Raw genomic sequence first — 24,302 nt, 5'->3', positions numbered from 1 at the left:
GTCAGCCCTCCCCTCGTCCGGGCTGGGACTGCGCACCGCGCGCCCGCCTGCCGTACTTACGCTCGAACTTTTCCACCCGGCCCTGGGTATCGAGCACCCGATGGGCGCCGGTCCAGAACGGATGTGAATCCGCGGTGACGTCGACCACCAGCAACGGGTAGGTCTGACCGTCGGTCCAGGTCACGGTCCGCACGCTGGTCGCGGTGGACCTGGTCAGGAACTGCTTGCCGGTGCTCGAATCCTCGACTACCACCGGGTGGTAGTCCGGATGAATCCCTGCTTTCATCGGTTCTCCTTGTCTCGGTTCATTCGCCTGTGCGCTGCTCGCCCGCGATCGGCAGTCCGCTCTGCTCGGTGGATTCGCACGGATCGGCATGCCATTCGCCGAACGGGTCGTCCCACTGCGCGACCCGCTCCGGCGCGCGCTCGACCACACGCAGCTCGTCGTCTTCGACCAGCGCCCAGTGCAGCGCGTGGCGGATATCGGCGGGATCGGCGTCGTGCACCAGGATCACCAGCGAAACGTCGCGGTCGCCGAAGCGGTCGTCCCAGCGCATCGCGGCCATCGCCCGGCGAACCGGGTCGGCCTCGTCGAGTTCCTCCGGTGTCATCGCGGCCAGCCAGCGACCGGCGCCGCCGACCCGCAACCCACCGCCGGCGGACTCCAGCCACACCACTTCGTCGGGCTGGGTGGCCAGCCACAGCCGTCCGCGCGCGGTGACCACGCCGTCGAACAGCACGTCCAGCGCCTCGTGCAGGCGGCCCGGATGGAAGGGCCTGCCTGCCGCGAACTCCACCAGGCTCACACCGTGCTCGGCACCCAGCGGCGGCTGTCCGCGCAGCAGCGGCGCATGCGCGTCGAAGACCCGCCCCCGGCGCGAGCGCGCCGGGATCCGGTCGAGCAATGCGTGCATCTCGGCCCGGTCGATCGGCGCCGCGCCGCACCACTGCACCGGGGCCTGCGGCACCAACCGGCCGAGGACGGCAGCGAGGCGCTCGCGGTCGAGCGGATCGACCGCATCGACCTCGGTCACGATCAGTGCGTCCGCGAAATCCACCTGCCCGACGGCCACCTGCGCGACCGTGCGGTCGTCGTCGGCGGTAGCGATCCCGCATTCGGCCAGCGTCTCGTCGCCGGTGGCCTCCGACAACCAGACCCGGGCGTCCACGCAGGTCAGCACGGCCTCGATCCGCACATCGCGACTCGCGGGACCGTCCACACGGCCGACCACACCCGCGACGACCAGACCGTCGATGGCCTGGCATACCGCTTCGGCTTCGAAGGCCGGATCGAGAGCGAGCACGATGCGGGTCACCGAATCACGGGCGGCCAGCGTGCACAGCAGCGGGAGCAGGTCCGCACGCAGCGTGCAGGACACACAGCCGTGCGCGAGCTCCAGCACTTCGCCGGTTTCCCGCGTGCCCTCGCGGACCGTCCGGCGGACGATGCCCTCCCGCAGTTCGGCCAGGTCATGCCGGACGACGACGGTGCCGGTGGCGGCACCGAGTGCGCGCGCCACCTGGTCGACCCCCGAGGTGGCGCGTCCCGAGGACCCGGCCACCACCACGACCGGTGTTCTGCGATCGGCAGCCACAGCAACCCCTTTCGGTAACGGTTTTCATTAACAGCTCGCCACACGGTACAGTGCCGAACAGCCGTTGTCGAAAATGATTGTCATCACCCATTGGAAGGGAGCCCGCCATGTCGGCCCATTGCCAGGTCACCGGACGCAGGCCCGGTTTCGGCAAGTCCGTCTCACATTCACACAAGCGGACCAGCCGGCGCTGGAACCCCAACATCCAGCGCAAGACCTACTACCTGCCCAGCGAAGACCGCCGCATCACACTCACCGTCTCGGCCAAGGGCATCAAGACCATCGACCGCGACGGGATCGAGGCTGTGGTGGCTCGGATCCGGCAGCGCGGCGACAAGATCTGAGCGGAGTACCACGATGGCATCGAAATCGACCGACATCCGTCCGGTGATCAAGCTGAAGTCCACCGCGGGCACCGGCTACACCTACGTCACCCGCAAGAACCGGCGCAACGACCCCGACCGCATGGTGCTGCGCAAATACGACCCGGTCGTACGCAGGCACGTGGACTTCCGAGAGGAACGCTGATGGCCAAGAAGTCCAAGATCGCGCGCAACGAACAGCGCAAGGTGATCGTCACCCGCTATGCCGCGCGCCGCGCCGAGCTGAAGGAACTGATCCGCAACCCGGCCACCGCCGACGCCGACCGGGCCGCTGCCCAGTCCGCGCTACAGCGCCTGCCACGCGATGCAAGTCCGGTACGATTGCGCAATCGGGACGCCGCAGACGGACGACCGCGCGGCCATCTCCGGAAGTTCGGGCTCTCTCGGGTACGCGTACGCGAGCTGGCCCATCGGGGAGAGTTGCCCGGTGTGCACAAATCGAGCTGGTAGAACCACTGGATCGGTGAGTAAGGAGCCCGACATATGGCAGTCAAGCGAGCACCGTCGAAGAAGGCCCGCGCCGAGCAGGCCCGCAAACCCAAGAAGAATCCGCTGATCGCCGCCGGTATCGAAACCGTCGACTACAAGGACGTCAATCTGCTGCGGACGTTCATCTCCGATCGCGGCAAGATCCGCAGCCGCCGCGTCACCGGCCTCACCCCGCAGCAGCAGCGCCAGGTGGCGGTGGCGGTCAAGAACGCCAGGGAGATGGCACTGCTCCCGTTCACCAGCCGCTGACCCGCGCCGCCGCGTCCACCAGCTCGCGGCACCGCGCTACGCACGGCACCGACGCTCCGCAACGACCAAGGCCCCCGATGTGCATCGGGGGCCTTGTCATATCTGCGGCGAACGCCGTGCTCTATCTACGGGATGGTGAGCACCTGGCCGACGTTGACGGCATCCGGGTTGTCGAGGCCGCTGGCTGCGGCGATCTCGTGGAAACGGTTGCCGTCGCCGTAGAAGCGCTCGGCCACGGCCCACAGGGTGTCACCGGGCTCGACGGTGTGGGTGCGCGGTGCGGGCGGCGGGGGCGGCACCTCTTCGGCGGGCGCGGCAGGCGCCTCCTCGACGACGATCGGGGTCTCGGTGTGGGTGCGGGTCGACCACAGGCCGACGCCGTCGGTGCCGTAGACCACGAAGTTGCGGTCGGCCTGCAGCGTCACCCGATCGACCGACTGACCGTGGGTCTTGGTCGACCAGACACCCGTCTCGCCCTTGTACAGCACGAAGTTGCCATCGTCCTGCAGGATGGCACGATCGACGCCCTGACCGTGAGTACCACTGGCCCACACCTCATTTCCCGGCTCCCTCAGGACGAGGTTGCCGTCCTCCTGGAGGGTGAGGGTGTACGCACCGTTCTCCAGCGCCTGGCCGAGTCCGAGTTGTTCGCCAACGCGCAACGTGTCGCCCACGATGTTCCTTTCGAGATCAACTGTGCAGAGCATCCGACAAACGCCTGAGCCTGTCGACGCCGAAAGCGACAGCGCAGCGTCACCACATCGGCGCCGGCTCAGGCAGATCCAACACCGCCTGAGCCGGTCAGCGCCGGAGGCGGCAGCGCAGTGTCACCACGCAGGCGCCCGGCTCAGGCAGATCCAACACCGATGCGGCCGAAAGCCCGTGGCGCGCATCGCAGCAGAATCTACAGCCGACCGGCCGATCCCGTAGGCGTTTACGCGCGGGGTTCGCGGAAAGTTCACTGTGGGCTTTCCCTCGGCACCGAATCGGTCGCTGACCGGCGCGTCGCCTTGGCGTGTCATGGTTGCGGCGACTATCGCGCATGCGCACGCGTGGACCGTTCCGGCGTCGCGGCAACCTGAGTTAAGGTGTGCCCATGTCCCTGCGCCGCGGCTGTGCCGCCCTGCTCGCCCTGGTCGTCACCGGACTCTCGATCGTGGCCTGCGGCGACTCCGATGATGGTGCCGCGCAGGATGTTACGAGCACGGTGAGCACATCCGCGCAGAGCACGCCGACCGAGAACCCGACGGCGGCCACCGGCGAGCCCTTCACCGCCGACCCCACCATCGTCGGCGCCCACCCCATACCGTTCAGCTCCTGGACCGCTCTGCCGGGCAACCGGATCGCGATCAGCTTCGAAACCGGTTCGCCGGAGTGTTACGGCGTGGATGCCACGGTCACCGAAACGGATTCGGCCGTCACCATCGAATTGCGTTCGGGCACAAGGGCGGATTCGGTCGGCAAGATGTGCATCATGATCGCGGTCTTCGGGACGCTGGAGTTGCCGCTGAAGGCACCGGTCGGCGATCGGGAAGTGCGCAGCGCGGCATAGGGATCGGCCGCTGCCGGGTGGTGTCCACGGTGTCCCGCGCACGACACCGTCGGACCACGCGATGCGACACACCCATACGGTCGCATTTTTGTGACCGCGCGCGGCTACCCGATCTCATCCTCCCGCCGACTCCCCGAACGACCGACGCCGCGCCGGGCAGAAGCCCGACGCGGCGTCGTGAAGTATCGCTGACGCTCAGTGCGCGAAGTGCCGCGAACCCGTCAGGTAGACGGTGACACCCGCTGCACGCGCGACGTCGATGGTCTCCTGATCGCGCACCGAACCGCCCGGATGCACGATCGCCCGGATACCGGCCTGGATGAGCGTCTCCGGCCCATCCGGGAACGGAAAAAAGGCATCCGAGGCAGCGACCGAGCCCTTGGCCCGATCCCCCGCCCGCTGTACCGCGAGCGCGACCGCATCGACTCGGTTGACCTGGCCCATGCCGACACCGACCGACGCACCGTCATGCGCGAGCAGGATGGCGTTCGACTTCACCGCGCGGCAGGCGCGCCAGGCGAAGGCAAGATCGGCGAGGGTCTGCGCGTCGGCCGGATCACCGGCCGCCAGCGTCCAGTTCGCCGGATCGTCACCGGCGGCGTCGAGGATGTCGCGCTGCTGCAGCAGCGCACCACCGCTGATCGGTCGCAGCTCGACACCGGCGCGACGCGGCGGCTCGGCGACAAGGATGCGCACATTCTTCTTGCGCTGCAACACCTCTACCGCGCCGTCGGCATACGACGGCGCGACGATCACCTCGGTGAAGATCTCCGCGACCTGCTGGGCCATCTCCACGGTGACCTCACGGTTGGCCGCGATCACGCCGCCGTAGGCGCTGACCGGATCGCAGGCATGCGCCTTACGGTGCGCCTCGGCGATATCGGCGCCCAATGCGATGCCGCAGGGGTTGGCGTGCTTGATGATCGCCACCGCGGGTTCGGTGTGGTCGTGGGCCGCCCGCCACGCGGCATCGGCGTCGACGTAGTTGTTGTACGACATCTCCTTGCCGTGCAGCTGCCGCGCCTGCGCCAGGCCGGGGGCGCCGTCGTTGGCGGTGTAGAGCGCGGCCTCCTGATGCGGGTTCTCGCCGTAGCGCAGTACCGCCGCGCGCTCCCAGCTGCCGCCGACCCAGGACGGGAAACGGTCGGCGCCAGGAGCGAGCACGCTGGTCATCCAGCTGGCCACCGCGACGTCATAGTTCGCCGTGTGCTGGAAAGCCTTCGCCGCCAGCGCAGTCCGCTCGGCAAGGGTGAAACCTCCGGCGCGCACCGCGGTCAGGACCTGCTCGTAGTCGCCGCTGTCGACGACCACACCGACCGACGGATGGTTCTTGGCCGCGGCCCGCACCATGGACGGTCCGCCGATATCGATCTGCTCGACACATTCGTCGGGGGCCGCACCACTGGCCACGGTCTCGGTGAACGGGTAGAGGTTCACCACCACCAGCTGGAAGGCCTCGACGCCGAGTTCGACCAGCTGATCGACATGCTCGCTCTTGCGGGTGTCGGCGAGGATGCCGGCGTGCACCCGCGGATGCAGGGTCTTGACCCGGCCGTCCAGCGTCTCCGGGAACCCGGTGAGATCTTCCACCTTGGTGACCGGAATGCCTGCGTCGGCGATGCGTGCCGCGGTCGACCCGGTCGAGACCAGCTCGACTCCGGCCTCGTGCAGGCCGGTCGCGAGCTCGATGAGCCCGGTCTTGTCGTAGACGCTCACCAGCGCCCGGCTGATCGGCTTGCGGTCGCTGGATTCACTCACCGGGAAACTCGCTCATCTGGAATTACTGCCTTTCGTCCGTCGGAGACAATGCCTCGGGTGGCGACGGCGGCGACAACCTCCGCCAGCAACCGTCGCTCGACAACCTTGATGCGCTCGTGCAGGGTGGCCTCGTCGTCATCGGGCAGCACCGTGACCGCTTCCTGCGCGAGGATCGGGCCCGTATCGATGCCCTCGTCCACCAGGTGCACCGTCGATCCGGTGACCCGCACGCCATACGCGAGCGCGTCGCGGACCCCGTGCGCGCCGGGGAAGGCGGGCAGCAGCGCGGGGTGGGTGTTGATGATGCGGCCACCGAACCGGTTCAGGAACCGCGGGCCGAGCAGCTTCATGAAACCGGCGGAGACCACCAGATCGGGTTCGTAGGCCGCGACCGCGTCGGTGAGGGCGGTGTCCCAGGCGGCGCGATCGGGGAAGTCGTTGACCGCGATCCGGAAGTGTGGAATACCCGCGGCATCGGCATGGTCGGTGGCCGCGCAGGTCCGGTCCACGCCGACGGCGAGGATTCGCGCCGGATAGCCGGCGGGCTCGGTGGCCTCGATGAGTGCGCGCAACAGCGATCCGGTGCCCGAGGCGAGCACGACGACGGTGGCCGGGGCCGTTTCGGATGGGGCCGGGGAGGTCAGCGCTCTACTCCTGGAAGTCGGGTCGGACGGTGGCCGGATCATTGCCACCCGTCGTAGAGCCTAACGATCGTCGGTTCGGCTACTTTCCGGCAGGTCCGCCTCGACCACCTCGGCGTCGACGATCTCCTCGGGCGGATCGGCAGGCCGCGCGCCGCGGCGATCGAGGGCGGGCTGTTCGTCGAGGACCTCGGCGTCGAGTTCCACCGTCAGTTCCGGGCCGTCGTCGTAGTCGCCGAATTCGTCATCGTCGTAGTCGTAGTAGTCGTCGTCTTCGCTGTATTCGTCGTCGGGATAGTCGTCGTAGTCGTGGTGGTCGTCGTAGCCGGGGTGGTCGTCGTAGCCGAATCCTGGGATCGGGCTTCCGACCGGCGTGATGAACAGACGCGCGAACACCAGGCCGACGTATCCCGCGATCGCGAGCCAAGCGAAACTCACCGCGGCGAAAATAGGCAGGTCCGGGCCGATTCGCCCGAAGGTGCCGAGGACGCCGCCACTGACAGCACCGAGCAGCACCAGCACCACCGTCGCCAGCACAGCACCAGCGAGCGTGGACCACGGAGTGACGATGCGGTCGTAGGAAACGCGCGCGGTATCGAGACCACCGATCACGCCGACGACCGCGGGAATCAGCAGCAGCACCGGCCACCAGGCCGCGGCGGGGCCGGTCGGCAGTGCGGCCAGCACTGGCACCGCGGGCACCGGGCCGCCCACCACGGAGAACACGCCGACCGAGGCGTCACCGAATTCGACGCCCGCGCCGACCAGCACGGCGACCGCGCCGATCACCACGTTCGGCAGGTACAGCAGCGACAACACCGTCAGGCCGATGACTCCACCGGCATTGCCCGCACCGGAGTACGTCTCACCGATCCGGGACCAGTGTGCGAGGAAGGAAATAATCGTGACCACGGCCGCGCAGCCGAGGATCCGCAGCACGGTGTGCGCGGCGACGTAGCCCGCGGCGATCACCCAGTACGGCAGCCGGTCGGCCGAGGCGGGCCAGAGCCCGGCGGCGATTCCGCAGCCTGCCGCCACGAGATGGAGTCCGCCCACCCAGGCGAAGGCCGCCAGCGGATTCGGTGGCTGGAGGGCCAGCACACCGGAGGCGTCTTCGGCGACGGCCAAGCACACAGCGGTGACCAGCAATGGTCCACCTGCCGCTGCGGCAACGATCCAGGCCAGATCGGCCCGGGAGGGATCGGGTTCGACCGCGCGGGCGCATTCACGCCCGGAAGCCCACATCATCAACAGGCTCGGCAGCAGGGGCAGCACACCGATTGTGGTGGTGCCGATGACGAGCGGGATCTGGTGGACGGCGAGCCAGCTGCCCGCGATGGCGCCGGAGATACCGGACAGGCCACTGCCGGAGGCCAGCAGCGTGGCGAGCATGGCGATGACGATGGCCGCGAGGCCGAAGGCGGCGGGACGGGCGGCGACGAGCAGCAGCACCCGGGCGCGTTCAGGGGTGAGCGACAGAAACCCGGGCTCGTCGGCCGGCGGTTCCGGCTCGGAACGGACCGGCGCGGTCCGTCGGACAAGCGAATTCCGCGGGGAGCTCATGAAGATTCAGGTTGGCAGCTCTCCCGGCGCGAGCGGGTCAGGCGCGCCGGGCGCCGGGAGAGCACCGATGACAACCGTGTGGTCGCCGGATTACTTGTTGTCGTCCGAGGGACGGAACGCCCTGGTGGGGTCGGCGGCCGGATCGGCGTTCTGCTCACTACCGAACGGCTGGTTCTGCTGACCCGGCTGGGCCTGCTGGCCCTGACCGTAGGGCTGCTGGCCGTACTGCTGCTGGCCGCCGCCGAACTGCTGGGTGGCACCCTCGGCAGGCGACTGCTGCTGGCCACCGGCATACGGCGACTGCTGCTGGCCCGCACCGTAACCCGGCTGCTGGCCGTAGGACGGCTGCTGCTGGCCGTACTGCTGCTGCCCCGCCTGGCCCTGGCCGTAGGACGGCTGCTGGCCCGGCTGGCTGTAGGACGGCTGCGACGGGTACTGACCGCCGCCGAAACCACCCTGGCCCTGCTGGGCCTGGCCGAACTGCTGTTGGCCGTAGCCGCCCTGCTGCTGACCGAAACCGGCCTGCTGCTGGCCGTAGCCCGCCTGCTGGCCGTAGGCGGCCTGCTGGGCTGCCGGACGCGGCTCGGGAAGCTTGATGATGCCCGCTTCGAACAGCAGAACCGCGACCGCGATGGCCGCCTGGACGAACACGAAGAACAGCAGGACCCAGACACCGAATTCGGCCTTGGCCATCTCGGGGAAGCTGAACGACTGGAACAGCACGCCGATGAACGCGGTGACCGACGCCGCGGCGGCCGCTCCGGTCCAGTTCTGCTTCGGCAGCAGCGACAGGCCGGCGAACACGCCACCGAGCAGCGCCAGCGCGAGCAGACCGGTCACACCGGAGACGAAGGCGTTCTGCGAATCGGCATCACTGCCGAGACCCTCGATGTCCGGGCCCATGAAAGGCAGGAAGCCGAGCAGGAAGCTGATCACACCCAGCGCAGCCACGCCGATCGTCAGAAAGAACGGCAGCCCCTTGGCGTCGGCACCGGATTCGGTACCTGCGCCTGCCGGCGCGGGGTTGGCGGATGCGGAGGGCGTCGGCGCGGGTGCGTTGTACCCGGAGCCCCCGGTCGGGTATGACATGTCGTCGTCTCCTAGGTCGAGTCATACATGTGTGTTCACGACTGATTCCCTCCTGACGCTACTGCACTCGGGCGCGCTGGTCATCACCGAGCGATTCACCTGTGGAGAGAAGCGGTGCCTGTGGATAAACGACGAAGGCCGCTCCCGGTGGAATTCACCGGGAGCGGCCTTCAACGTTTGCCCGAATCAGGCGGTATCAATTCGCCTGATTCGGCTGCCCTGCGCGGTGACGCTTCGCTACCGCTTCCGGGCCCTGATCGAATCAAGCGGTGACGCTTGCCTTCTCCAGGATCTCGCGCGCGAGCGCGGCGGTCTCGGACGGCGTCTTGCCGACCTTCACACCTGCGGCTTCGAGCGCGTCCTTCTTCGCCTGGGCGGTGCCCGCCGAACCGGAGACGATCGCGCCGGCGTGGCCCATGGTCTTGCCCTCGGGGGCGGTGAAGCCCGCGACGTAGCCGACCACCGGCTTGGTGACGTTGGCCTTGATGTAGGCCGCGGCCCGCTCCTCGGCGTCGCCGCCGATCTCGCCGATCATGACGATGAGCTTGGTCTCCGGGTCCTTCTCGAACGCTTCGATGGCGTCGATGTGGGTGGTGCCGATGACCGGGTCGCCGCCGATGCCGATGGCGGTGGAGAAGCCGAAATCGCGCAGCTCGTACATCATCTGGTAGGTCAGCGTGCCGGACTTGGAGACCAGGCCGACCGGGCCCTTGCCGGTGATGTTGGCCGGGGTGATGCCGACCAGCGACTCACCGGGGGTGATGATGCCGGGGCAGTTCGGGCCGATGATCCGGGTCTTGTTGCCCTTGTCCACGTTGTAGGCCCACGCGTAAGCGGTGTCCTGCACCGGGATGCCCTCGGTGATGACCACGAGCAGCGGGATCTCCGCGTCGATGGCCTCGATGATGGCGTCCTTGGAGAACTTCGGCGGCACGAACGCGATGGACACGTCGGCCCCGGTCGCCTTCATGGCCTCTTCGACGGTGCCGAAGACCGGCAGCTCGATCGCGTTGCCGTCCTTGTCGGTATGCGCGACGGTGGTGCCGGCCTTGCGCGCGTTCACGCCGCCGACGACCTGGGTGCCCGCCTTGAGCATCAGCGCGGTGTGCTTGGTGCCCTCGCCGCCGGTGATGCCCTGGACGATGACCTTCGAGTCCTTGTTCAGGAAGATAGACATTTCCGGTTTCCTTACTTGGCCGCTGCCAGTTCGGCGGCCTTGTCGGCGCCTTCGTCCATTGTCTGCGCAAGCGTGATCAGCGGGTGCGCGGCGTCGACCAGGATCTGGCGACCCTCGTCGACCTTGTTGCCGTCCAGACGAACGACCAGCGGCTTGTTCGCCTCGGCACCGAGGATCTCCAGCGCCTTCACGATGCCGTTGGCGACCGCGTCACAGGCGGTGATGCCGCCGAAGACGTTCACGAACACGCTCTTGACCTGCGCGTCGCCCAGGATGACGTCGAGCCCGGCCGCCATCACCTCGGCCGAGGCGCCGCCACCGATGTCGAGGAAGTTGGCGGGCTTGACGCCGCTGTGGTTCTCACCGGCGTAGGCGACGACGTCGAGGGTCGACATGACCAGACCGGCGCCGTTGCCGATGATGCCGACCTCACCGTCGAGCTTGACGTAGTTGAGGTCGTTCTCCTTGGCCTTGAGCTCGAGCGGGTCGGTCGCGTCCTTGTCCGCGAACGCCTCGTGGCCCGGCTGGCGGAACTCGGCGTTCTCGTCCAGGGTGACCTTGCCGTCCAGGGCGAGGATCTCGTCCTGCGGGGTGCGCACCAGCGGGTTGACCTCGACCAGGGTGGCGTCCTCGTTGACGAACACCTCCCACAGCTTCTGGATGGTCACCGCCGCGGCGTCGAGCACGTCGGCGGGCAGGTGGCCCTGCTCGGCGATCGAACGCGCGAACGCGAGATCGACACCCTTCACGGCGTCGACGGGGACCTTGGCGAGGCGCTCGGGCTTGGTCGCGGCGACCTCTTCGATCTCCATACCGCCCTCGACCGAGCACATGGCCAGGTAGGTCCGGTTGGAGCGATCGAGCAGGAAGGAGATGTAGTACTCCTCCGCGATGTCCTTGGCCTCGGCGACCAGGACCTTCTTGGTGATGTGGCCCTTGATGTCCAGGCCGATGATGTTCTGCGCGTGCGTGAGCGCGTCCTCCGGAGTCGCGGCGTACTTGACGCCACCCGCTTTACCGCGGCCACCGGCCTTGACCTGGGCCTTGATCATCACCGGCTTGCCGATTTCCTCCGCGATGGCGCGGGCGTCCTCGGCCGTGTCCGTGACGCGGCCCTCGGACGAAGGCACTCCGTGCTTAACGAAGAGCTCCTTCGCCTGATATTCGAAGAGATCCATGTATTCACCGTCTCGTCTGCGTTGCGATGACAACGTCTTTAGTTGGCGGCCCGACGTCGGAAGCGGGTCTGGTCGGACTCTAATCAGTCACATGGAGGGCCAATCGGCCACGTACATCCTAAGTGGCGCAGGTCACGGCTACGCGCCCGGGACAGGCAAAACCGCTGGCCAACGCTACTGGCGAGTAGCTTGTTGACGAGTCACCGGCCAGGGCATCCAGCCGCTCACGGCGCCCGATCACAGAACCGTCACGACCAGGCAACCTCACTCCGGTGCCCAGAAACGCGTGAGTTGAATCGAGCTGTTATCGTGATCCACCTCACATGTCCCACCGGAAGCTGCACATCGCTTGCGAACCCTGCAATCGTTTCGTTACCGTCGATGCGGTCGATGTCACAACCCGGTCACGACTCCGTTGTTCCAGGTGATGAGGAGGACGGCAAGCTTGACGCACCACAGCACGCCGCAGGTGGAGAGCCGTTCCATGATCGACCCGTCGATGCCACCCGGGCTCGAGCAGGGCACGAGCGCGAGATCGTTCGGCAGCGCGATGCGGGCCGGCCGATGAACCACCGCACCACCCTCGATCCCAGTCGCGGCCGGTCGGGTCACCGATACCGCCACGACGACGAAGCCGCAGGTGCGGTCGCGAACGGCGGACACCGCGGGTACGGCTTCCACACCCCCGCCGGGACGCACGCAGCCGAACACAGCGGCGACGCCCAGAACTCCTGGTCCGCCGACAACGCGTGGAACGACAACGCCTCCTGGCCGGAGGGCGAATCCTGGTCCGACGGTGACAACAGCTGGTCACCGGACTGGTCCGAGCAGAGCTGGACCGAAGGCGAATCCTGGTCCGACGGCGGCGCATGGGGCGGCGGCGGCGAGACCTGGCGTGAGGCCGATGAGCCCGCCGACGAATCCGACGATCCGGCCGCGCCGAAGGTCATCCCCGCGCGCGGAGCACGCACCCGCAGCGGCGGCGCCCATCGACTACCGGCACCGCCGTCGGCCCTCAAAGGCCGTGCCGCGGTCGCCGCAGTGGCCGCAGGCGCCTTCGTCGCCGCAGGCCAGTGCGCTTTCGCGGCTCCCGAAGAACAGACGATGGCCGCCGATTACGAGGCCGACCAGATCTACGAGATCGCCTCGCATTCGCCGATGAACTCGGCAGACCCGAATGCCATGGCCGCCTCGCCCGATTCACCGCAGGTACTCACCGTCGGTGCACCGGTGGATCTCAGCCAGTTCACCGATATCCTCGAAAAGGGCCAGAAGTTCGCCGAAGATCTGGCCGCGGAAGAAGCCGCCAAACTGCGGCCGCTGTTCGCCCGGTTCGCCGCAGGTAACTTCACCTCCGGATTCGGCGCCCGCTGGGGCGTACAGCATCTCGGCATCGACGTGGCGGGCCCGATCGGCACGCCCATCTATTCCGTCGCCGACGGCACCGTCATCGAGGCGGGTCCCGCCGCAGGTTTCGGCATGTGGGTCCGTGTGCTGCACGACGACGGCACCGTCACCATCTACGGCCATATCGACACGGCCACCGTGTCGCAGGGCGAGCGGGTGATGGCAGGCGATCAGATCGCCACTATGGGCAACCGCGGCTTCTCCACCGGTCCGCACGTCCATTTCGAGGTCTGGCTCAACGGCAGCGACAAGGTCGATCCGCTCCCCTGGCTCGCCACCCGTGGCATCAGCCTCGGCCAAATGCGCGACTGACCCGCAGCATCGAACGAATACGCGAATCGCCATCGCCACTGGTGCACAGGCCGATTCGCGGGCGACACACGTCCCGGTGACGAAGCGCACGCTTCCCCAGTACGCCCGCGCCACATAGCGTCAGGCCATGGCTCGTACAACGACGTACACCCAAGTTCTCGCATTGCCCGCCGCCGATATCTGGCGCGTGCTCGGCGACCCGCAGCGGTTGCCCGAATGGAACCCCGCGGTCGCCTCCGTCGTCATGCACGGCCCGGCCACCGCAGGAACCACCGGTGACATCGTCCCGCGCGGACGCTTGCTCGGCCCCGTACATCAGCGCAGCGCCGACCCCTTCGTCCTCACCACGGTCACGCCCGAACGCGAACTGACCCTCGAGCAGGACACCCCCATGGGGCGGATGCAGCTCACCTGGACCCTCACCTCGACCGGCGCAGGTACCGAACTCACCCAACGGCTCACCTTCACCGGGCTCTCCGCGTCCGCGGTCCGCGCCGTCATCGGGACGCTGATCGAAACCGATGCCAGGGTGTGCTTCGCGCGGCTGGCGACACTGGCCGGAATCACCCCGGCCGAGAATGCCCTGACCGCCGTCATCGCCGGCGGCTCCGGTGCGCTCGGCCGTCATATCGCGGCCGACCTGGTGTGCCGTGGGCAACGCGTCGTCATCCTCACTCGCCGCCACGACCCGGAACTGCCATTCCCTCAACGGGAATGGGACGGGCGCACGGTGGGCGACTGGGCCGATGCCTTGCGTAACCCTGGGCCGACGGCGGTGGTCAACCTGGCGGGCAAGCTCGTCGATGTCAGGCCCACCGCCGAGAACGTCGACGAACTGCGCCGCAGCCGGGTCGAACCGACCCGTGCGCTGGTTGCCGCCGCCTCCGCACTCGATGCGCCGGTCGACTATTGGATCCAGGCGAGCACCACCGCCATCTGGTCGGACGCGGGCGAAACCCGGTGCACCGAAACGACTCCGCTGCCGGTCGGCGCCGCCGCCCTCCCACAGATGACCGGCGTCGCGGCCGCCTGGGAGGCGGCCTTCGACGGTGCCAAAGCACACCAGCAGACCGTCCTGCGCACCTCCATCGTGCTGGATCCACAGGCGCCCGCGCTGAAACGACTGTGCCAGCTGACCCGTGCCGGGCTCGGCGGCCGGATCGGCGATGGAAAACAGTGGTTCAGCTGGATCCACATCGAAGACTGGCTCGCCATCGTCCGCGCCGCACTCGGTCTCGACGACGAGGTTCAGCTGCCGGATGGAATCCTGGTGGCCGCCACGGATTTCCCGGTCCGCAACCGTGACCTGATGACCACGCTGCGCAGGCATCTGCATCGGCCGCCCGCGCCGCCGACGCCGAAACCGCTGCTGGCGGTGGGCGCTGTACTGCTGCGCACCGACGCGGCTCTAGGACTCACCGGCCGTCACGCCACATCCGCGGTGTTGCACGATGCGGGCTTCCGGTTCCGCTATCCCACCCTCGACGACGCCCTGAGCGACCTGCTGCCGAACTGACGCCGGCGCCGAACCACATGCCTGGACGGGAACGACCCACGCACCCGAGGTACAGGCTCGGCTCGTCGACGTGCCGGTCGCCGAGGCCGTCACCGCATACAACCAGCCTTCGCGCGGGCCGACATCAGCCGCCGATCATGCCCTCCGGCCGGCGGGCCATCTGTCAGAGCTTCACCAAGGTCCGGCTGAACTGCGGAATAAGCCGGATCTTGCCCGCGGTGCCGAAATCGATGGTGACGGTCGCCAGCGGACCGACACCGTCTGCGGCGACGACACGGCCGAGGCCGTATTTGTCGTCGCTGACCCGGTCGCCCACCGCGAGCACGAGATCGACATTGTTGCGTTTGACGCCGCCACTGCGGGGCGACGGGCGGCGTTCGCGCACACCGGGGCGGGGCTCCGACCACCCTTCGGTCCAATCGCGCTCGAAGTCCTCGTCACCGCGGCGACGACCACCGCGTGATCCACCCGAACTCTTGGGCTCCAGCCGTTTCCAGTCGATCAGGTGGCCGGGGATCTCCTGCAGGAACCGTGATTCCGGGTTGGACACCGGCTGCCCCCAGCCCGAACGCACCACCGCACGGCTCAGATACAGCCTGCGCCTTGCCCTGGTGATGCCGACGTAGGCGAGGCGGCGTTCCTCGGCCAACTCGGCCGGATCGCCGAGCGCGCGCATATGCGGGAACTGGCCGTCTTCCCAGCCGGTGACGAACACGACCGGGAATTCGAGACCCTTCGCGGTGTGCAGCGTCATCATGGTGACAACGCCCGCGCCCTCGTCCGGGATCTGATCGGTGTCGGCAACCAGCGACACCCGCTCCAGGAACGCGGCCAGCGAACCGGGTTCGGGTTCGCCGTCGGCGGCTTCGGGCAGCATGCCCTCCTCGCGCGCGGCCTCGGCGTTGTTGTGCGCCTCGGAGCTGAATTCCCGCGCGACGCTGACCAGCTCGTTCAGGTTGTCCAGCCGTGCGCCGTCCTGCGGATCGTCGGAGGCTTCCAGTTCGGCGCGATAGCCGGTGCGGTCGAGCACCGCCTCGACCACATTGCCGACATCGGGGAAATCGGCGTCCGGCCGCACACCGGCGGCCCTGATCTCCTCCAGCAGCTCCACGAAGCCCGCGATCGCGCGCTGGGCACGGGTGTTCAGCAGTGCGACCTTGCCGTCGGCGGCGTCGCGCAATGCGGCGGCGAAACCGATATCGCGTTGCTCGGCATGCACGGCGACGCAGGCTTCGGCGCGGTCGCCGATGCCGCGGCGGGGGGTGTTGAGGATGCGGCGCAGGCTCACCGCGTCGTCGGGGTTCTCCAGCACGCGCAGGTAGGCGACGATATCGCGGACTTCCTTGCGCTCGTAGAAGCGCACACCGCCGACGACCTTGTAGGGCAGGCCCATCCGGATGAAGATCTCTTCCAGCGCCCTGGAGTTGTTGTTGGTTCGGTAGAAGACCGCCACATCGCCGTAGGTGGTCTCGCCCGCATCGACCAGGCGGTCGATCTCGCGCGCCACGAACGAAGCCTCGTCGTGTTCGTTGTCGGCGACGTAGCCGGTGATCAGATCACCCTCACCGGAATCGGTCCACAGCCGCTTGTCGCGCCTGCCCTCGTTGCGGGCGATCACCGCGTTCGCTGCGGACAGAATGTGCTGGGTGGAGCGGTAGTTCTGTTCCAGCAGGATGGTCTCGGCATCGGGGAAGTCGCGTTCGAACTCCTCGATATTGCGGATGGTGGCGCCACGGAAGGCGTAGATGGACTGGTCGGCGTCACCGACTACGCACAGTTCGCCCGGCGGGACCCGGTGCTCGTCCTGCTCGGTCCAGTCCTCGTCGGACCCTGCCGCCGCAGCGGCGCCCGCGGCGGCATCGTCGGCGCCCGACGCATCGGCGGACGGACGGCTCGCGTGATGCCCGACCAGCTCACGAACCAGGATGTACTGGGCGTGGTTGGTGTCCTGGTACTCGTCGACGAGGACGTGCCGGAACCGCCTGCGGTAGTACTCGGCGACCTGCGGGTGGTTCTGCAACAGCGCGACCGTCTCGCCGATCAGGTCGTCGAAATCCATCGCGTTCGCCGTGCGCAGCCTGCGCTGGTATTCGGTGTAGACCCGCGCGACCAGGCCGGGCAGTTCGGCGTCGTCGGATTCGGCGTCGACGGTGGCCCGCTCCGGGCTGATGAGCTCGTTCTTCAGGTTCGAGATGGCTGTCGCCAGCAGGCGCGCGGAGTACTTCTTGGTGTCGATGTCCAGATCGCGGCTGATCATCGTGAGCAGCCTGCGCGAATCGTCGGCGTCGTAGATCGAGAAGTTCGAGTTCAGCCCCGGCAGTAACGCCGACTGCATACGCAGGATCCGCACACAGCTGGAGTGGAACGTCGACACCCACATGTTGTTCGCCCGCGGACCGACCAGGCCGATGACCCGCTCACGCATTTCCGCGGCGGCCTTGTTGGTGAAGGTGATGGCGAGGATCTGGCCCGGTGTGGCGCCGCGCGCCGCGAGCAGAAAGGCGATTCGCCTGGTCAGCACGGCTGTTTTGCCGGATCCGGCGCCCGCGACGATCAACAGCGGCGCACCGGTGTGCACCACGGCCGCTCGCTGCTGCGGGTTGAGCCCGTCGAGCAGCCGCTCGGTCTCCTCGCTCTGCTGTTGCTCGGCCTCGGCACGGCGCAGGCCCGCCTCGCTACGGCGCTGCTGCTGCTCGGCGGTGAGCCGCTGCTGCTGGGCCCGTAGGCCACCCTGCGCCGCCGCGCGACCGGCGGCCGCGATATCGGGCGCCTGCGGCGATTGCTGATCCTGCGGCACGTGCTGGGCCTGCGGCGAGTTGCCGGAGCGCGGTTCGGGTTCGGGTCGGTGACCGCCATGCGTCTCGGGAGCCAAGGTGCTGTCCATCGTCTGTCCACGCTACCGGCGCGCACCGACAGAGTTGAACTCCTGGGCAGACCGGTTGACGTCTCGGTGCTCACTGTGGCAACGACAGGTGAACAGCCGCAGGTCGGCGCGGGCACGACGCTGTGAACGCGTTCTCAGCAGATTCACAAACGTAACCGTTTTGCATACCTATAGACCCGTGGCAGACTGGCCACATGGTCAGGGCTCCTGCGAGACGTCTCTATTGGATGTCCCCCGAATATCGGGATCGCGGACTTTGCACCTGAGCGCCCCCACTGGGGAGACAATGCTGGGGGGACAATGCAATGCCCACCAGGTCTGTTTCACGGTGAAAGAACCGATCGGTAACGAGCCGCCCGCAACGACCGATCCACGTTCTGACACGAGGAGATGAATGATGAGCACCCCTGCCACGACGACCGGGTCCGATTCGGCTCTGCCTCATACCGAGGCGGAGATCGAGAAACTCCGCAAGGAGATCGACCGGCTCGATGCCGAGATCCTCGCTGCGATCAAGCGCAGGACCGAGATCTCGCGGATCATCGGCCGAACCCGCATGGCGTCCGGCGGGCCGCGCCTTGTGCACAGTCGTGAGATGAAGGTGCTGGAGCGATTCAGCGAACTCGGCCAGGAAGGCCACACCCTCGCGATGCTGTTGCTGCGGCTCGGTCGCGGCCGCCTCGGCCACTAGTCTTTTTCGCCCCGTCCGGCGCCACCGCGCTCGGGCCTGCGGGCGTCCCGAACTACGCGGCGATCGCGAGATCGTCGCCTCCCCCATGACCGCCCCGGTGTTCACTACCCCGGGGCGGTCGTCTCGTTGTACGAGGTTCGAGTTCAGGTCAGCGCGATGTACTTGGTGGACAGATACTCCTCGATCCCCTCGGTACCGCCCTCCCGGCCGAAACCGGACGCCTTGACCCCACCGAACGGCGCCGCGGGATCGGAGATCACGCCGCGGTTGATGCCGACCATGCCGCTCTCGAGACCCTCGGCCACCCGCAACGCGCGGTCCAGGTCGCGCGTGTACACGTAGCTGACCAGGCCGAACTCGGTGTCGTTCGCCGCGGCCAGACCCTCGTCCTCGGTGTCGAAGGTGACGATCGGGGCGACCGGGCCGAACACCTCCTCGCGCAGGATCTTCGCCCCCGGCGGGATGTCGGTCAGGATGGTGGCCGGATAGAACCAGCCTGGTCCCTCCGGCGCCTTACCGCCGAGCCGGACGGTGGCGCCGGCACCGACGGCGTCGTCGACGAGATCGCGAACGGTGTTCAGCTGGTTCTCGTTCACCAGCGGGCCGAGGGTGGTGTCCGGATCGGTACCGGGACCGAGGGTCACCGAGGCGGTCATGGCCTCGATCAGCTTGGTGGTGAATTCCGCCGCAACACCGCTCTGGACGTGGAAACGGTTGGCCGCGGTGCACGCCTCGCCACCGTTGCGCAGCTTCGCCAGCATGGCGCCCTGGACGGCCGCATCGACGTCGGCGTCATCGAACACCACGAACGGCGCGTTGCCGCCCAGCTCCATCGACGTGCGCAGCAGGCCGTGCGCCGACTGTTCGACAAGGGTGCGCCCGACCTCGGTGGAACCGGTGAAGGTCAGCTTGCGTAGCCGAGGGTCCTGCAGCAGTGGCCCGGTGACGGCGCCGGAATGCTTGGTGGTGATCACCGAGAGCACACCGTCGGGCAGTCCGGCCTCGCTGCACAGTTTGGCCAGCAGCAGCATCGTCAGCGGCGTCTCGGAGGCGGGCTTGACGATCATGGTGCAGCCGGCGGCCAGCGCGGGCCCGATCTTGCGGGTACCCATGGCCAGCGGAAAATTCCACGGCGTTATCGCAAGGCACGGCCCGACGGGCTGTTTGTGCACCATGATCCGCCCGGTGCCCGACGGTGCGTGCAGGTAGCGGCCGTGCACGCGCACCGCTTCCTCGCTGAACCAGCGGAAGAATTCGGCGCCGTAGCGCACTTCGTTGCGGCTTTCGGGCAGCGCTTTGCCCATCTCCAGCGTCATCAGCAGCGCGAATTCCTCGGCGCGCGCGGTGAGCTGTTCGAAGACCGCCCGCAGGATTTCACCGCGTTCGCGTGCGGGCGTGGCGGCCCAGTCGGCCTGCACCGCGGCGGCGGCGTCCAGCGCGCGCATCGCGTCCTCGGGGGTGGCGTCGGCGACGTGGGTGAGGATCTGGCCGTCGGCCGGGTTGTACACCGGGAACTCAGCACCGCCGGTGGCATCGACTCCTGCGCCGATCCACAGCTGGGTGGGTACGGATTCGAGTACTTCGCGTTCGGAGACCATGAACCAAGGCTAAGCCCGTAGGCACGCCACGCGCCTGATCCGAATGACGGCGCACCGTGTTCGGTGCCGTTCGCGTGCATGCGCGCGAGGGGCCTACTACGCTCGGCGGACGTGAGCAGCGACATCACCGCATCGGCGGCCTGGCGGAAACTGCACGACCACCACAGCGCTGTTTCCGGCCGTACCCTACGGGAATTCTTCGCCGAGGACCCCGCTCGCGGTCGTGAGCTGACGGTGACGGCGGGCGATCTGCACATCGACTACAGCAAGCACCGGGCCAACCGGGAAACTCTGCAACTGCTGGTCGAATTGGCGCGCGAAGCGGGCGTGGAGCAGCGTCGCGACCGAATGTATCGCGGCGAGCACATCAATACCTCCGAGGACCGGGCCGTCGGCCATATCGCGCTGCGCCTGCCCGCAGGCCAATCGCTGATCCTCGACGACGCCGACGCGGGCACCGAGGTGCATCGGGTACTGGCGCGGATGGGTGCCTTCGCCGATGAGGTGCGGTCCGGGCGGTGGCGCGGCGCTACCGGTGCGCGCATCGCGACCGTCGTGAACATCGGCATCGGCGGCTCCGACCTCGGCCCGGTGATGGTGCATCAGGCGCTGCGCCACTACGCGATCGGCGAGACCGCCGACACCACGATCGGTGCGCGTTTCGTCTCGAATGTGGACCCGGCCGATCTGGTCTCGAAGCTGGCCGGGCTCGATCCGGCGACCACCCTGTTCGTCGTGGCTTCCAAGACGTTCTCGACCCTGGAGACGCTCACCAACGCGACCGCTGCCCGGCGCTGGCTGGTGGCGGCGCTCGGCGAGGACGCGGTGGCCAAGCATTTCGTCGCGGTGTCCACCAATGCCGAGCGGGTCGCCGAATTCGGTATCGACACCGCCAACATGTTCGGGTTCTGGGACTGGGTGGGCGGACGCTATTCGGTCGACTCGGCAATCGGCCTGTCGGTGATGATCACCATCGGGAAGCTGTGCTTCGCGGAGTTCCTGGACGGCATGCACCGCATCGACCGGCACTTCGCTACCACGCCGCTGGAACACAACGCACCGGTGCTGCTCGGCCTGCTCGGTGTTTGGTACTCGAACTTCTTCGGCGCGGAATCGCGCGCGGTGCTGCCGTATTCGAACGATCTGGCCCGCTTCCCCGCGTATCTGCAGCAGTTGACCATGGAATCCAACGGCAAATCGGTCCGCGCCGACGGCACCCCGGTCACCACCTCGACCGGCGAGATCTTCTGGGGTGAACCGGGCACCAACGGCCAGCACGCCTTCTACCAGCTGCTGCACCAGGGCACCCGACTCATCCCGGCCGATTTCATCGGTTTCGCCCGCCCCACCGATGATCTGCCGACTCGTGAGGGCACCGGCAGTATGCACGACATCTTGATGAGCAACCTGTTCGCGCAGACCAAGGTGCTTGCCTTCGGCAAGACCGCCGAGGAGGTCGCCGCGGACGGCACGGACCCGAAACTCGTGCCGCACAAGGTGATGCCCGGTAACCGGCCCAGCACCACCATTCTCGCGCCGCAGCTGACCCCTTCGGTGCTCGGTCAGCTGATCGCGCTGTACGAACATCAGGTCTTCGTCGAGGGCACCATCTGGGGCATCGACAGCTTCGACCAGTGGGGTGTGGAACTCGGCAAGCAACAGGCGCTGGCCCTCGCTCCGCTACTGACCTCGGCGGATGCCCCTGCATCGCAGGGCGATTCGTCCACTGATTCGCTGATCCGCTGGTACCGCGATCACCGTTGAGACCTCAGGTGGCGGAGGTGAATTCAGTGGGCGATGGTTTCCAGCCCTCCAGCCGCCCGCGCCGGACCCGCTGCGGCACCGGAATCGAACGCCGTCACGGTGGATGCCCACTCGGACCTCGCGTGCGGCGTCAATGCGGTCATCGCCTGGACCACAGAGTATTGCGGGCTCGCGGCGGGGCTGTCATCCGGTGATCAGCGTGCGCGGCAGATAGTCGGTGTCGACGGGCGGTTGCCAACCCTCGCGGCGATAGGCAAGAGCGGTCAGGGCGAGCGGCACGAGGGGAAGCAGAACGCGAGGCTCACCGAAGAGGTCGGGCATGGAATGGTATTGGAGCAGTGACTCGGTCAACTCGGTGCCGAATGCGTCCTGGTCACCGACGGCCAAGGCGCGCAGGGCGCGCAATGCGGTGCGGTGCGGCAGGTCGAGAAAACTCTCTCCCACTCGGACTCGGGAAAGCGCGGCGTCGATGGTGGCGAGCACCAGTTCCCCGGACGGCGGGTAGTCGTCGTCGTCTTCGGTGTACCCGAGGGTGTATGCCACCAGGCCGTTGACCAGCTCGACGTTGGGCTGGCCGGCCATGCCGCCATCGAGCGCCCTCCTGGTGAAGTGGAACGCCTCGCCATGCCATTCCGCTTTCTCGGAGAGGATTGCCAGGCAGAAGGCGTCCAGCCACTGGTTGGCGCCGACAGGATCCGGGTCGCGCGGGTCTTCCACCGGGTAGCCGATCCAGAAGTCCGCGTAGTCGAGAGAGACGTTGAAGGAGGTGTTGCCGAAGTAAGCGGCGCACTGCACGCCACCGGCGGCGGCCTCGGCCGCGTTGTCGATGACCGCCTTGACCTCCGGAGCGTCGAGATCGGGGACCACGACGGAAAGAGCCCCCAGATAGTCGAGGAATATCCCCGAGATCCTCCACCACTCGCCGGATCCCATCGGAGTGCTCTTCGTCATCGAGTGGCATTCGCCCTGAATTCGCTCGGTGAATCCATCACGGGCCGCCGCCAGCACAGCGTCATCTATCCGGCGTCGCTCTATCCGCATTTCTGCCTTCTGGTATCGGGGAGGTGTCGATCAGTGTGAGAGAACCGTAGGACACGATTTCCGCCGATGCTACGTCCGGCTACCAGCCACTGATGGGGACTTCCACTGCCCGGGCGGTGCTTTCAGCGAGCCGGCGCAGAGTCGTGGAATTCGGTATCAGGACCGGATCGAGACCCACCAATGCCAGCGAGTAGGTGTCCTCGGTGCGCGCCAGGTAGCCGGATAACCGTGTGCGCGGGCGCCGCCCGGACGTCAGCCCGGGATGAATGGCGCGTGCGGCGATACCCGTGCACTCATGGGTTCCGAAGCGGTGCAGGCTGCTGGGGAGCATGCCGATGTTCGAGCAGAGGATGTCGCGTTCACCCGCTCCACGAGACACCATGTAGGCCAGGCGGTCCGGTACGAGCTGCAATGTTTCTTCGGGCAATCCGGCCGGGCTGGTCATTCGGCGCTCGTATGCCGCACGGGATTTCGCGCGGATATCGGCGGGTGAATCTGCCGGCGCAGCGATGATCGCGGTCATCGCCAGGTCGTTGTCGACGCGCGGCTCATCCCTGGTGTCGACCGGCAGCGCGGCCTCGATCACCGAACCAGGGAATCCGCTCGCCCACAGCACGTTCGCGACGAACCACACGAACAGGCTGTTGGGCGTGCCGCCGGATCTCGTGGCCAGGCGATCCCAGTCCTCGGCCGGGATGCGCAGGACCACACCAACGGTCGGCAGCACTGCGTCCGGCACGCCGTGCTCGGCGGCAGGCCGCAGTCGTACTCGACGGTCGGCGTCGTCCGGCCCGCGCGACACCGCCGTGGCGGTCCGGGAAAGCACTCGGGCCAACCCGGTTCCGATGGCCGAAACGGTCCCACCGAGCACGGTCGCGAGTTGCTGTCCCGCATCGGTCCACTCGGAGCCAGGCCCAGCTGCCGGCCCGGAATCAGCCGCTTGCCCGCGCAGGGCGGCATCCACGGCGATGAGCAGTCCTTTTGCGTCGGCGAGGACGTGTGAGCAGGTCAGCGCGATAACGGTGCCGCCGTCGTCGACCGAGGCGGCCGACAGCCGCCAGCCGGGGCCGAACTCGGGATCGAGATCGGCGCCGAGGTTGTCGGCCCAGTCGAGGAGTTCGGTCGATGCGATCACGCCGCCGAGGTCGAGCGGATATGCCCGGGCTGTCGGCTGCCAGTACCGGCGCGCGCCCGGTACCCGTGCCCTGACCACGCGACGCCCGAGCGGGCTGCGACGCAGCCGCGCGTGCAAATCCTCGAGCAAGGCCGCCTCGACCCGGTCGGCGGTACGCCACAGGCCTTGCAGGGCGATGGGCGTACCGAGCCCACGGTGGGTGCGCAGGAAGATCTCGTCGACGACGGTGAGCCGTGCCGGGGCGGTCCCTCCCGAGCTCGTCGCGTCACGCGAATTCATC

General features: G+C 67.8%; 23 protein-coding genes. 9 read left to right on the top strand and 14 right to left on the bottom strand.

Annotated elements, in window-relative coordinates; translation table 11 throughout:
* Position 1 precedes the first annotated feature (1 nt).
* Positions 2 to 286: a type B 50S ribosomal protein L31 gene (locus ACFXNW_RS14740; protein WP_379418207.1), complete on the bottom strand. Its 285-nt coding sequence runs from the start codon at positions 284 to 286 to the stop codon at positions 2 to 4.
* Between the two features lie 19 nt (positions 287 to 305).
* Positions 306 to 1,595, bottom strand: a complete 1,290-nt coding sequence (gene mrf, locus ACFXNW_RS14735; protein ID WP_379418206.1) for a ribosome hibernation factor-recruiting GTPase MRF — start codon at positions 1,593 to 1,595, stop codon at positions 306 to 308.
* Positions 1,596 to 1,702: 107 nt separating this feature from the next.
* Here mrf and rpmB point away from each other — a divergent pair, with 107 nt between their 5' ends.
* The 4 genes from rpmB to rpsR are packed head-to-tail and all read left to right on the top strand — an operon-like array spanning position 1,703 to position 2,716.
* Positions 1,703 to 1,939, top strand: a complete 237-nt coding sequence (gene rpmB / locus ACFXNW_RS14730) for a 50S ribosomal protein L28 (protein WP_379418205.1) — start codon at positions 1,703 to 1,705, stop codon at positions 1,937 to 1,939.
* Positions 1,940 to 1,952: 13 nt separating this feature from the next.
* Entirely contained in the window at positions 1,953 to 2,123 is a 171-nt protein-coding gene (gene rpmG, locus ACFXNW_RS14725) for a 50S ribosomal protein L33 (RefSeq protein WP_048833653.1), read from the top strand.
* The gene (gene rpsN, locus ACFXNW_RS14720; RefSeq protein WP_379418204.1) at positions 2,123 to 2,428 is read left to right on the top strand and encodes a 30S ribosomal protein S14; all 306 of its coding nucleotides are present in this window, start codon (positions 2,123 to 2,125) and stop codon (positions 2,426 to 2,428) included. The genes rpmG and rpsN overlap by 1 nt, the downstream gene beginning before the upstream one ends.
* Before the next feature lie 33 nt (positions 2,429 to 2,461).
* Entirely contained in the window at positions 2,462 to 2,716 is a 255-nt protein-coding gene (rpsR, locus tag ACFXNW_RS14715; protein WP_280233490.1) for a 30S ribosomal protein S18, read from the top strand.
* A 125-nt stretch (positions 2,717 to 2,841) separates the two neighbouring features.
* On the opposite strand, the gene ACFXNW_RS14710 is transcribed toward rpsR, so the two are convergent.
* Positions 2,842 to 3,390 (bottom strand): LysM peptidoglycan-binding domain-containing protein, encoded by a 549-nt coding sequence (locus ACFXNW_RS14710; protein WP_379418203.1) that lies wholly within the window; start codon positions 3,388 to 3,390, stop codon positions 2,842 to 2,844.
* Positions 3,391 to 3,812: 422 nt separating this feature from the next.
* Between ACFXNW_RS14710 and ACFXNW_RS14705 the strand changes: the two genes are divergently transcribed.
* On the top strand, positions 3,813 to 4,268 hold the full coding sequence (locus ACFXNW_RS14705; protein WP_379418202.1) for a hypothetical protein: 456 nt from the start codon (positions 3,813 to 3,815) through the stop codon (positions 4,266 to 4,268).
* A gap of 195 nt (positions 4,269 to 4,463) precedes the next feature.
* Here the strand turns inward: ACFXNW_RS14705 and purH are convergent, their stop codons facing one another.
* The 7 genes from purH to ACFXNW_RS14670 form a co-directional block, all read right to left on the bottom strand.
* Positions 4,464 to 6,026, bottom strand: a complete 1,563-nt coding sequence (purH, locus tag ACFXNW_RS14700; protein ID WP_379418201.1) for a bifunctional phosphoribosylaminoimidazolecarboxamide formyltransferase/IMP cyclohydrolase — start codon at positions 6,024 to 6,026, stop codon at positions 4,464 to 4,466.
* The gene (purN, locus tag ACFXNW_RS14695) at positions 6,023 to 6,712 is read right to left on the bottom strand and encodes a phosphoribosylglycinamide formyltransferase (protein ID WP_379418645.1); all 690 of its coding nucleotides are present in this window, start codon (positions 6,710 to 6,712) and stop codon (positions 6,023 to 6,025) included. Before purN ends, purH begins: the two co-directional genes overlap by 4 nt.
* 18 nt (positions 6,713 to 6,730) lie before the next feature.
* Positions 6,731 to 8,230 carry a DUF6350 family protein gene (locus tag ACFXNW_RS14690; protein WP_379418200.1) on the bottom strand — a complete coding sequence of 500 codons (1,500 nt, stop codon included), beginning with the start codon at positions 8,228 to 8,230 and terminating at the stop codon, positions 6,731 to 6,733.
* Between the two features lie 90 nt (positions 8,231 to 8,320).
* Positions 8,321 to 9,319 carry a DUF5336 domain-containing protein gene (locus tag ACFXNW_RS14685; protein WP_379418199.1) on the bottom strand — a complete coding sequence of 333 codons (999 nt, stop codon included), beginning with the start codon at positions 9,317 to 9,319 and terminating at the stop codon, positions 8,321 to 8,323.
* A 262-nt stretch (positions 9,320 to 9,581) separates the two neighbouring features.
* Positions 9,582 to 10,496, bottom strand: coding sequence for a succinate--CoA ligase subunit alpha (gene sucD, locus ACFXNW_RS14680; RefSeq protein WP_379418198.1), 915 nt, complete (start codon positions 10,494 to 10,496; stop codon positions 9,582 to 9,584).
* Between the two features lie 11 nt (positions 10,497 to 10,507).
* Entirely contained in the window at positions 10,508 to 11,674 is a 1,167-nt protein-coding gene (gene sucC, locus ACFXNW_RS14675; protein ID WP_379418197.1) for an ADP-forming succinate--CoA ligase subunit beta, read from the bottom strand.
* A 393-nt stretch (positions 11,675 to 12,067) separates the two neighbouring features.
* Complete coding sequence (locus ACFXNW_RS14670; RefSeq protein WP_379418196.1) at positions 12,068 to 12,247, bottom strand: hypothetical protein; 180 nt, start codon at positions 12,245 to 12,247, stop codon at positions 12,068 to 12,070.
* On the opposite strand from ACFXNW_RS14670, the gene ACFXNW_RS14665 reads away from it, so the two are divergent.
* Both ACFXNW_RS14665 and ACFXNW_RS14660 read left to right on the top strand, forming a co-directional pair.
* Complete coding sequence (locus tag ACFXNW_RS14665; protein ID WP_379418195.1) at positions 12,239 to 13,393, top strand: M23 family metallopeptidase; 1,155 nt, start codon at positions 12,239 to 12,241, stop codon at positions 13,391 to 13,393. The two genes, ACFXNW_RS14670 and ACFXNW_RS14665, sit on opposite strands and share 9 nt — an antisense overlap.
* A gap of 127 nt (positions 13,394 to 13,520) precedes the next feature.
* Positions 13,521 to 14,909 carry a DUF1731 domain-containing protein gene (locus tag ACFXNW_RS14660; RefSeq protein ID WP_379418194.1) on the top strand — a complete coding sequence of 463 codons (1,389 nt, stop codon included), beginning with the start codon at positions 13,521 to 13,523 and terminating at the stop codon, positions 14,907 to 14,909.
* 163 nt (positions 14,910 to 15,072) lie between these two features.
* Here the strand turns inward: ACFXNW_RS14660 and ACFXNW_RS14655 are convergent, their stop codons facing one another.
* Complete coding sequence (locus ACFXNW_RS14655) at positions 15,073 to 17,793, bottom strand: UvrD-helicase domain-containing protein (RefSeq protein ID WP_379418193.1); 2,721 nt, start codon at positions 17,791 to 17,793, stop codon at positions 15,073 to 15,075.
* A gap of 397 nt (positions 17,794 to 18,190) precedes the next feature.
* On the opposite strand from ACFXNW_RS14655, the gene ACFXNW_RS14650 reads away from it, so the two are divergent.
* On the top strand, positions 18,191 to 18,484 hold the full coding sequence (locus ACFXNW_RS14650; protein ID WP_163826383.1) for a chorismate mutase: 294 nt from the start codon (positions 18,191 to 18,193) through the stop codon (positions 18,482 to 18,484).
* Between the two features lie 143 nt (positions 18,485 to 18,627).
* On the opposite strand, the gene ACFXNW_RS14645 is transcribed toward ACFXNW_RS14650, so the two are convergent.
* Entirely contained in the window at positions 18,628 to 20,082 is a 1,455-nt protein-coding gene (locus ACFXNW_RS14645; RefSeq protein WP_379418192.1) for an NAD-dependent succinate-semialdehyde dehydrogenase, read from the bottom strand.
* Between the two features lie 111 nt (positions 20,083 to 20,193).
* Here ACFXNW_RS14645 and pgi point away from each other — a divergent pair, with 111 nt between their 5' ends.
* A complete protein-coding gene (gene pgi / locus ACFXNW_RS14640; RefSeq protein ID WP_379418191.1) occupies positions 20,194 to 21,846 on the top strand; it encodes a glucose-6-phosphate isomerase in 1,653 nt (550 codons plus the stop codon).
* Between the two features lie 183 nt (positions 21,847 to 22,029).
* On the opposite strand, the gene ACFXNW_RS14635 is transcribed toward pgi, so the two are convergent.
* A complete protein-coding gene (locus ACFXNW_RS14635) occupies positions 22,030 to 22,887 on the bottom strand; it encodes an Imm49 family immunity protein (RefSeq protein WP_379418190.1) in 858 nt (285 codons plus the stop codon).
* Between the two features lie 79 nt (positions 22,888 to 22,966).
* Complete coding sequence (locus ACFXNW_RS14630) at positions 22,967 to 24,301, bottom strand: hypothetical protein (RefSeq protein WP_379418189.1); 1,335 nt, start codon at positions 24,299 to 24,301, stop codon at positions 22,967 to 22,969.
* Position 24,302: the final 1 nt, after the last annotated feature.

The sequence above is a fragment of the Nocardia sp. NPDC059180 genome (assembly GCF_042754945.1).
Lineage (GTDB): Bacteria > Actinomycetota > Actinomycetes > Mycobacteriales > Mycobacteriaceae > Nocardia.
The sequence above is the reverse complement of the archived record's forward strand: the minus strand, read 5'-3'. Positions and strand labels throughout refer to the sequence as shown.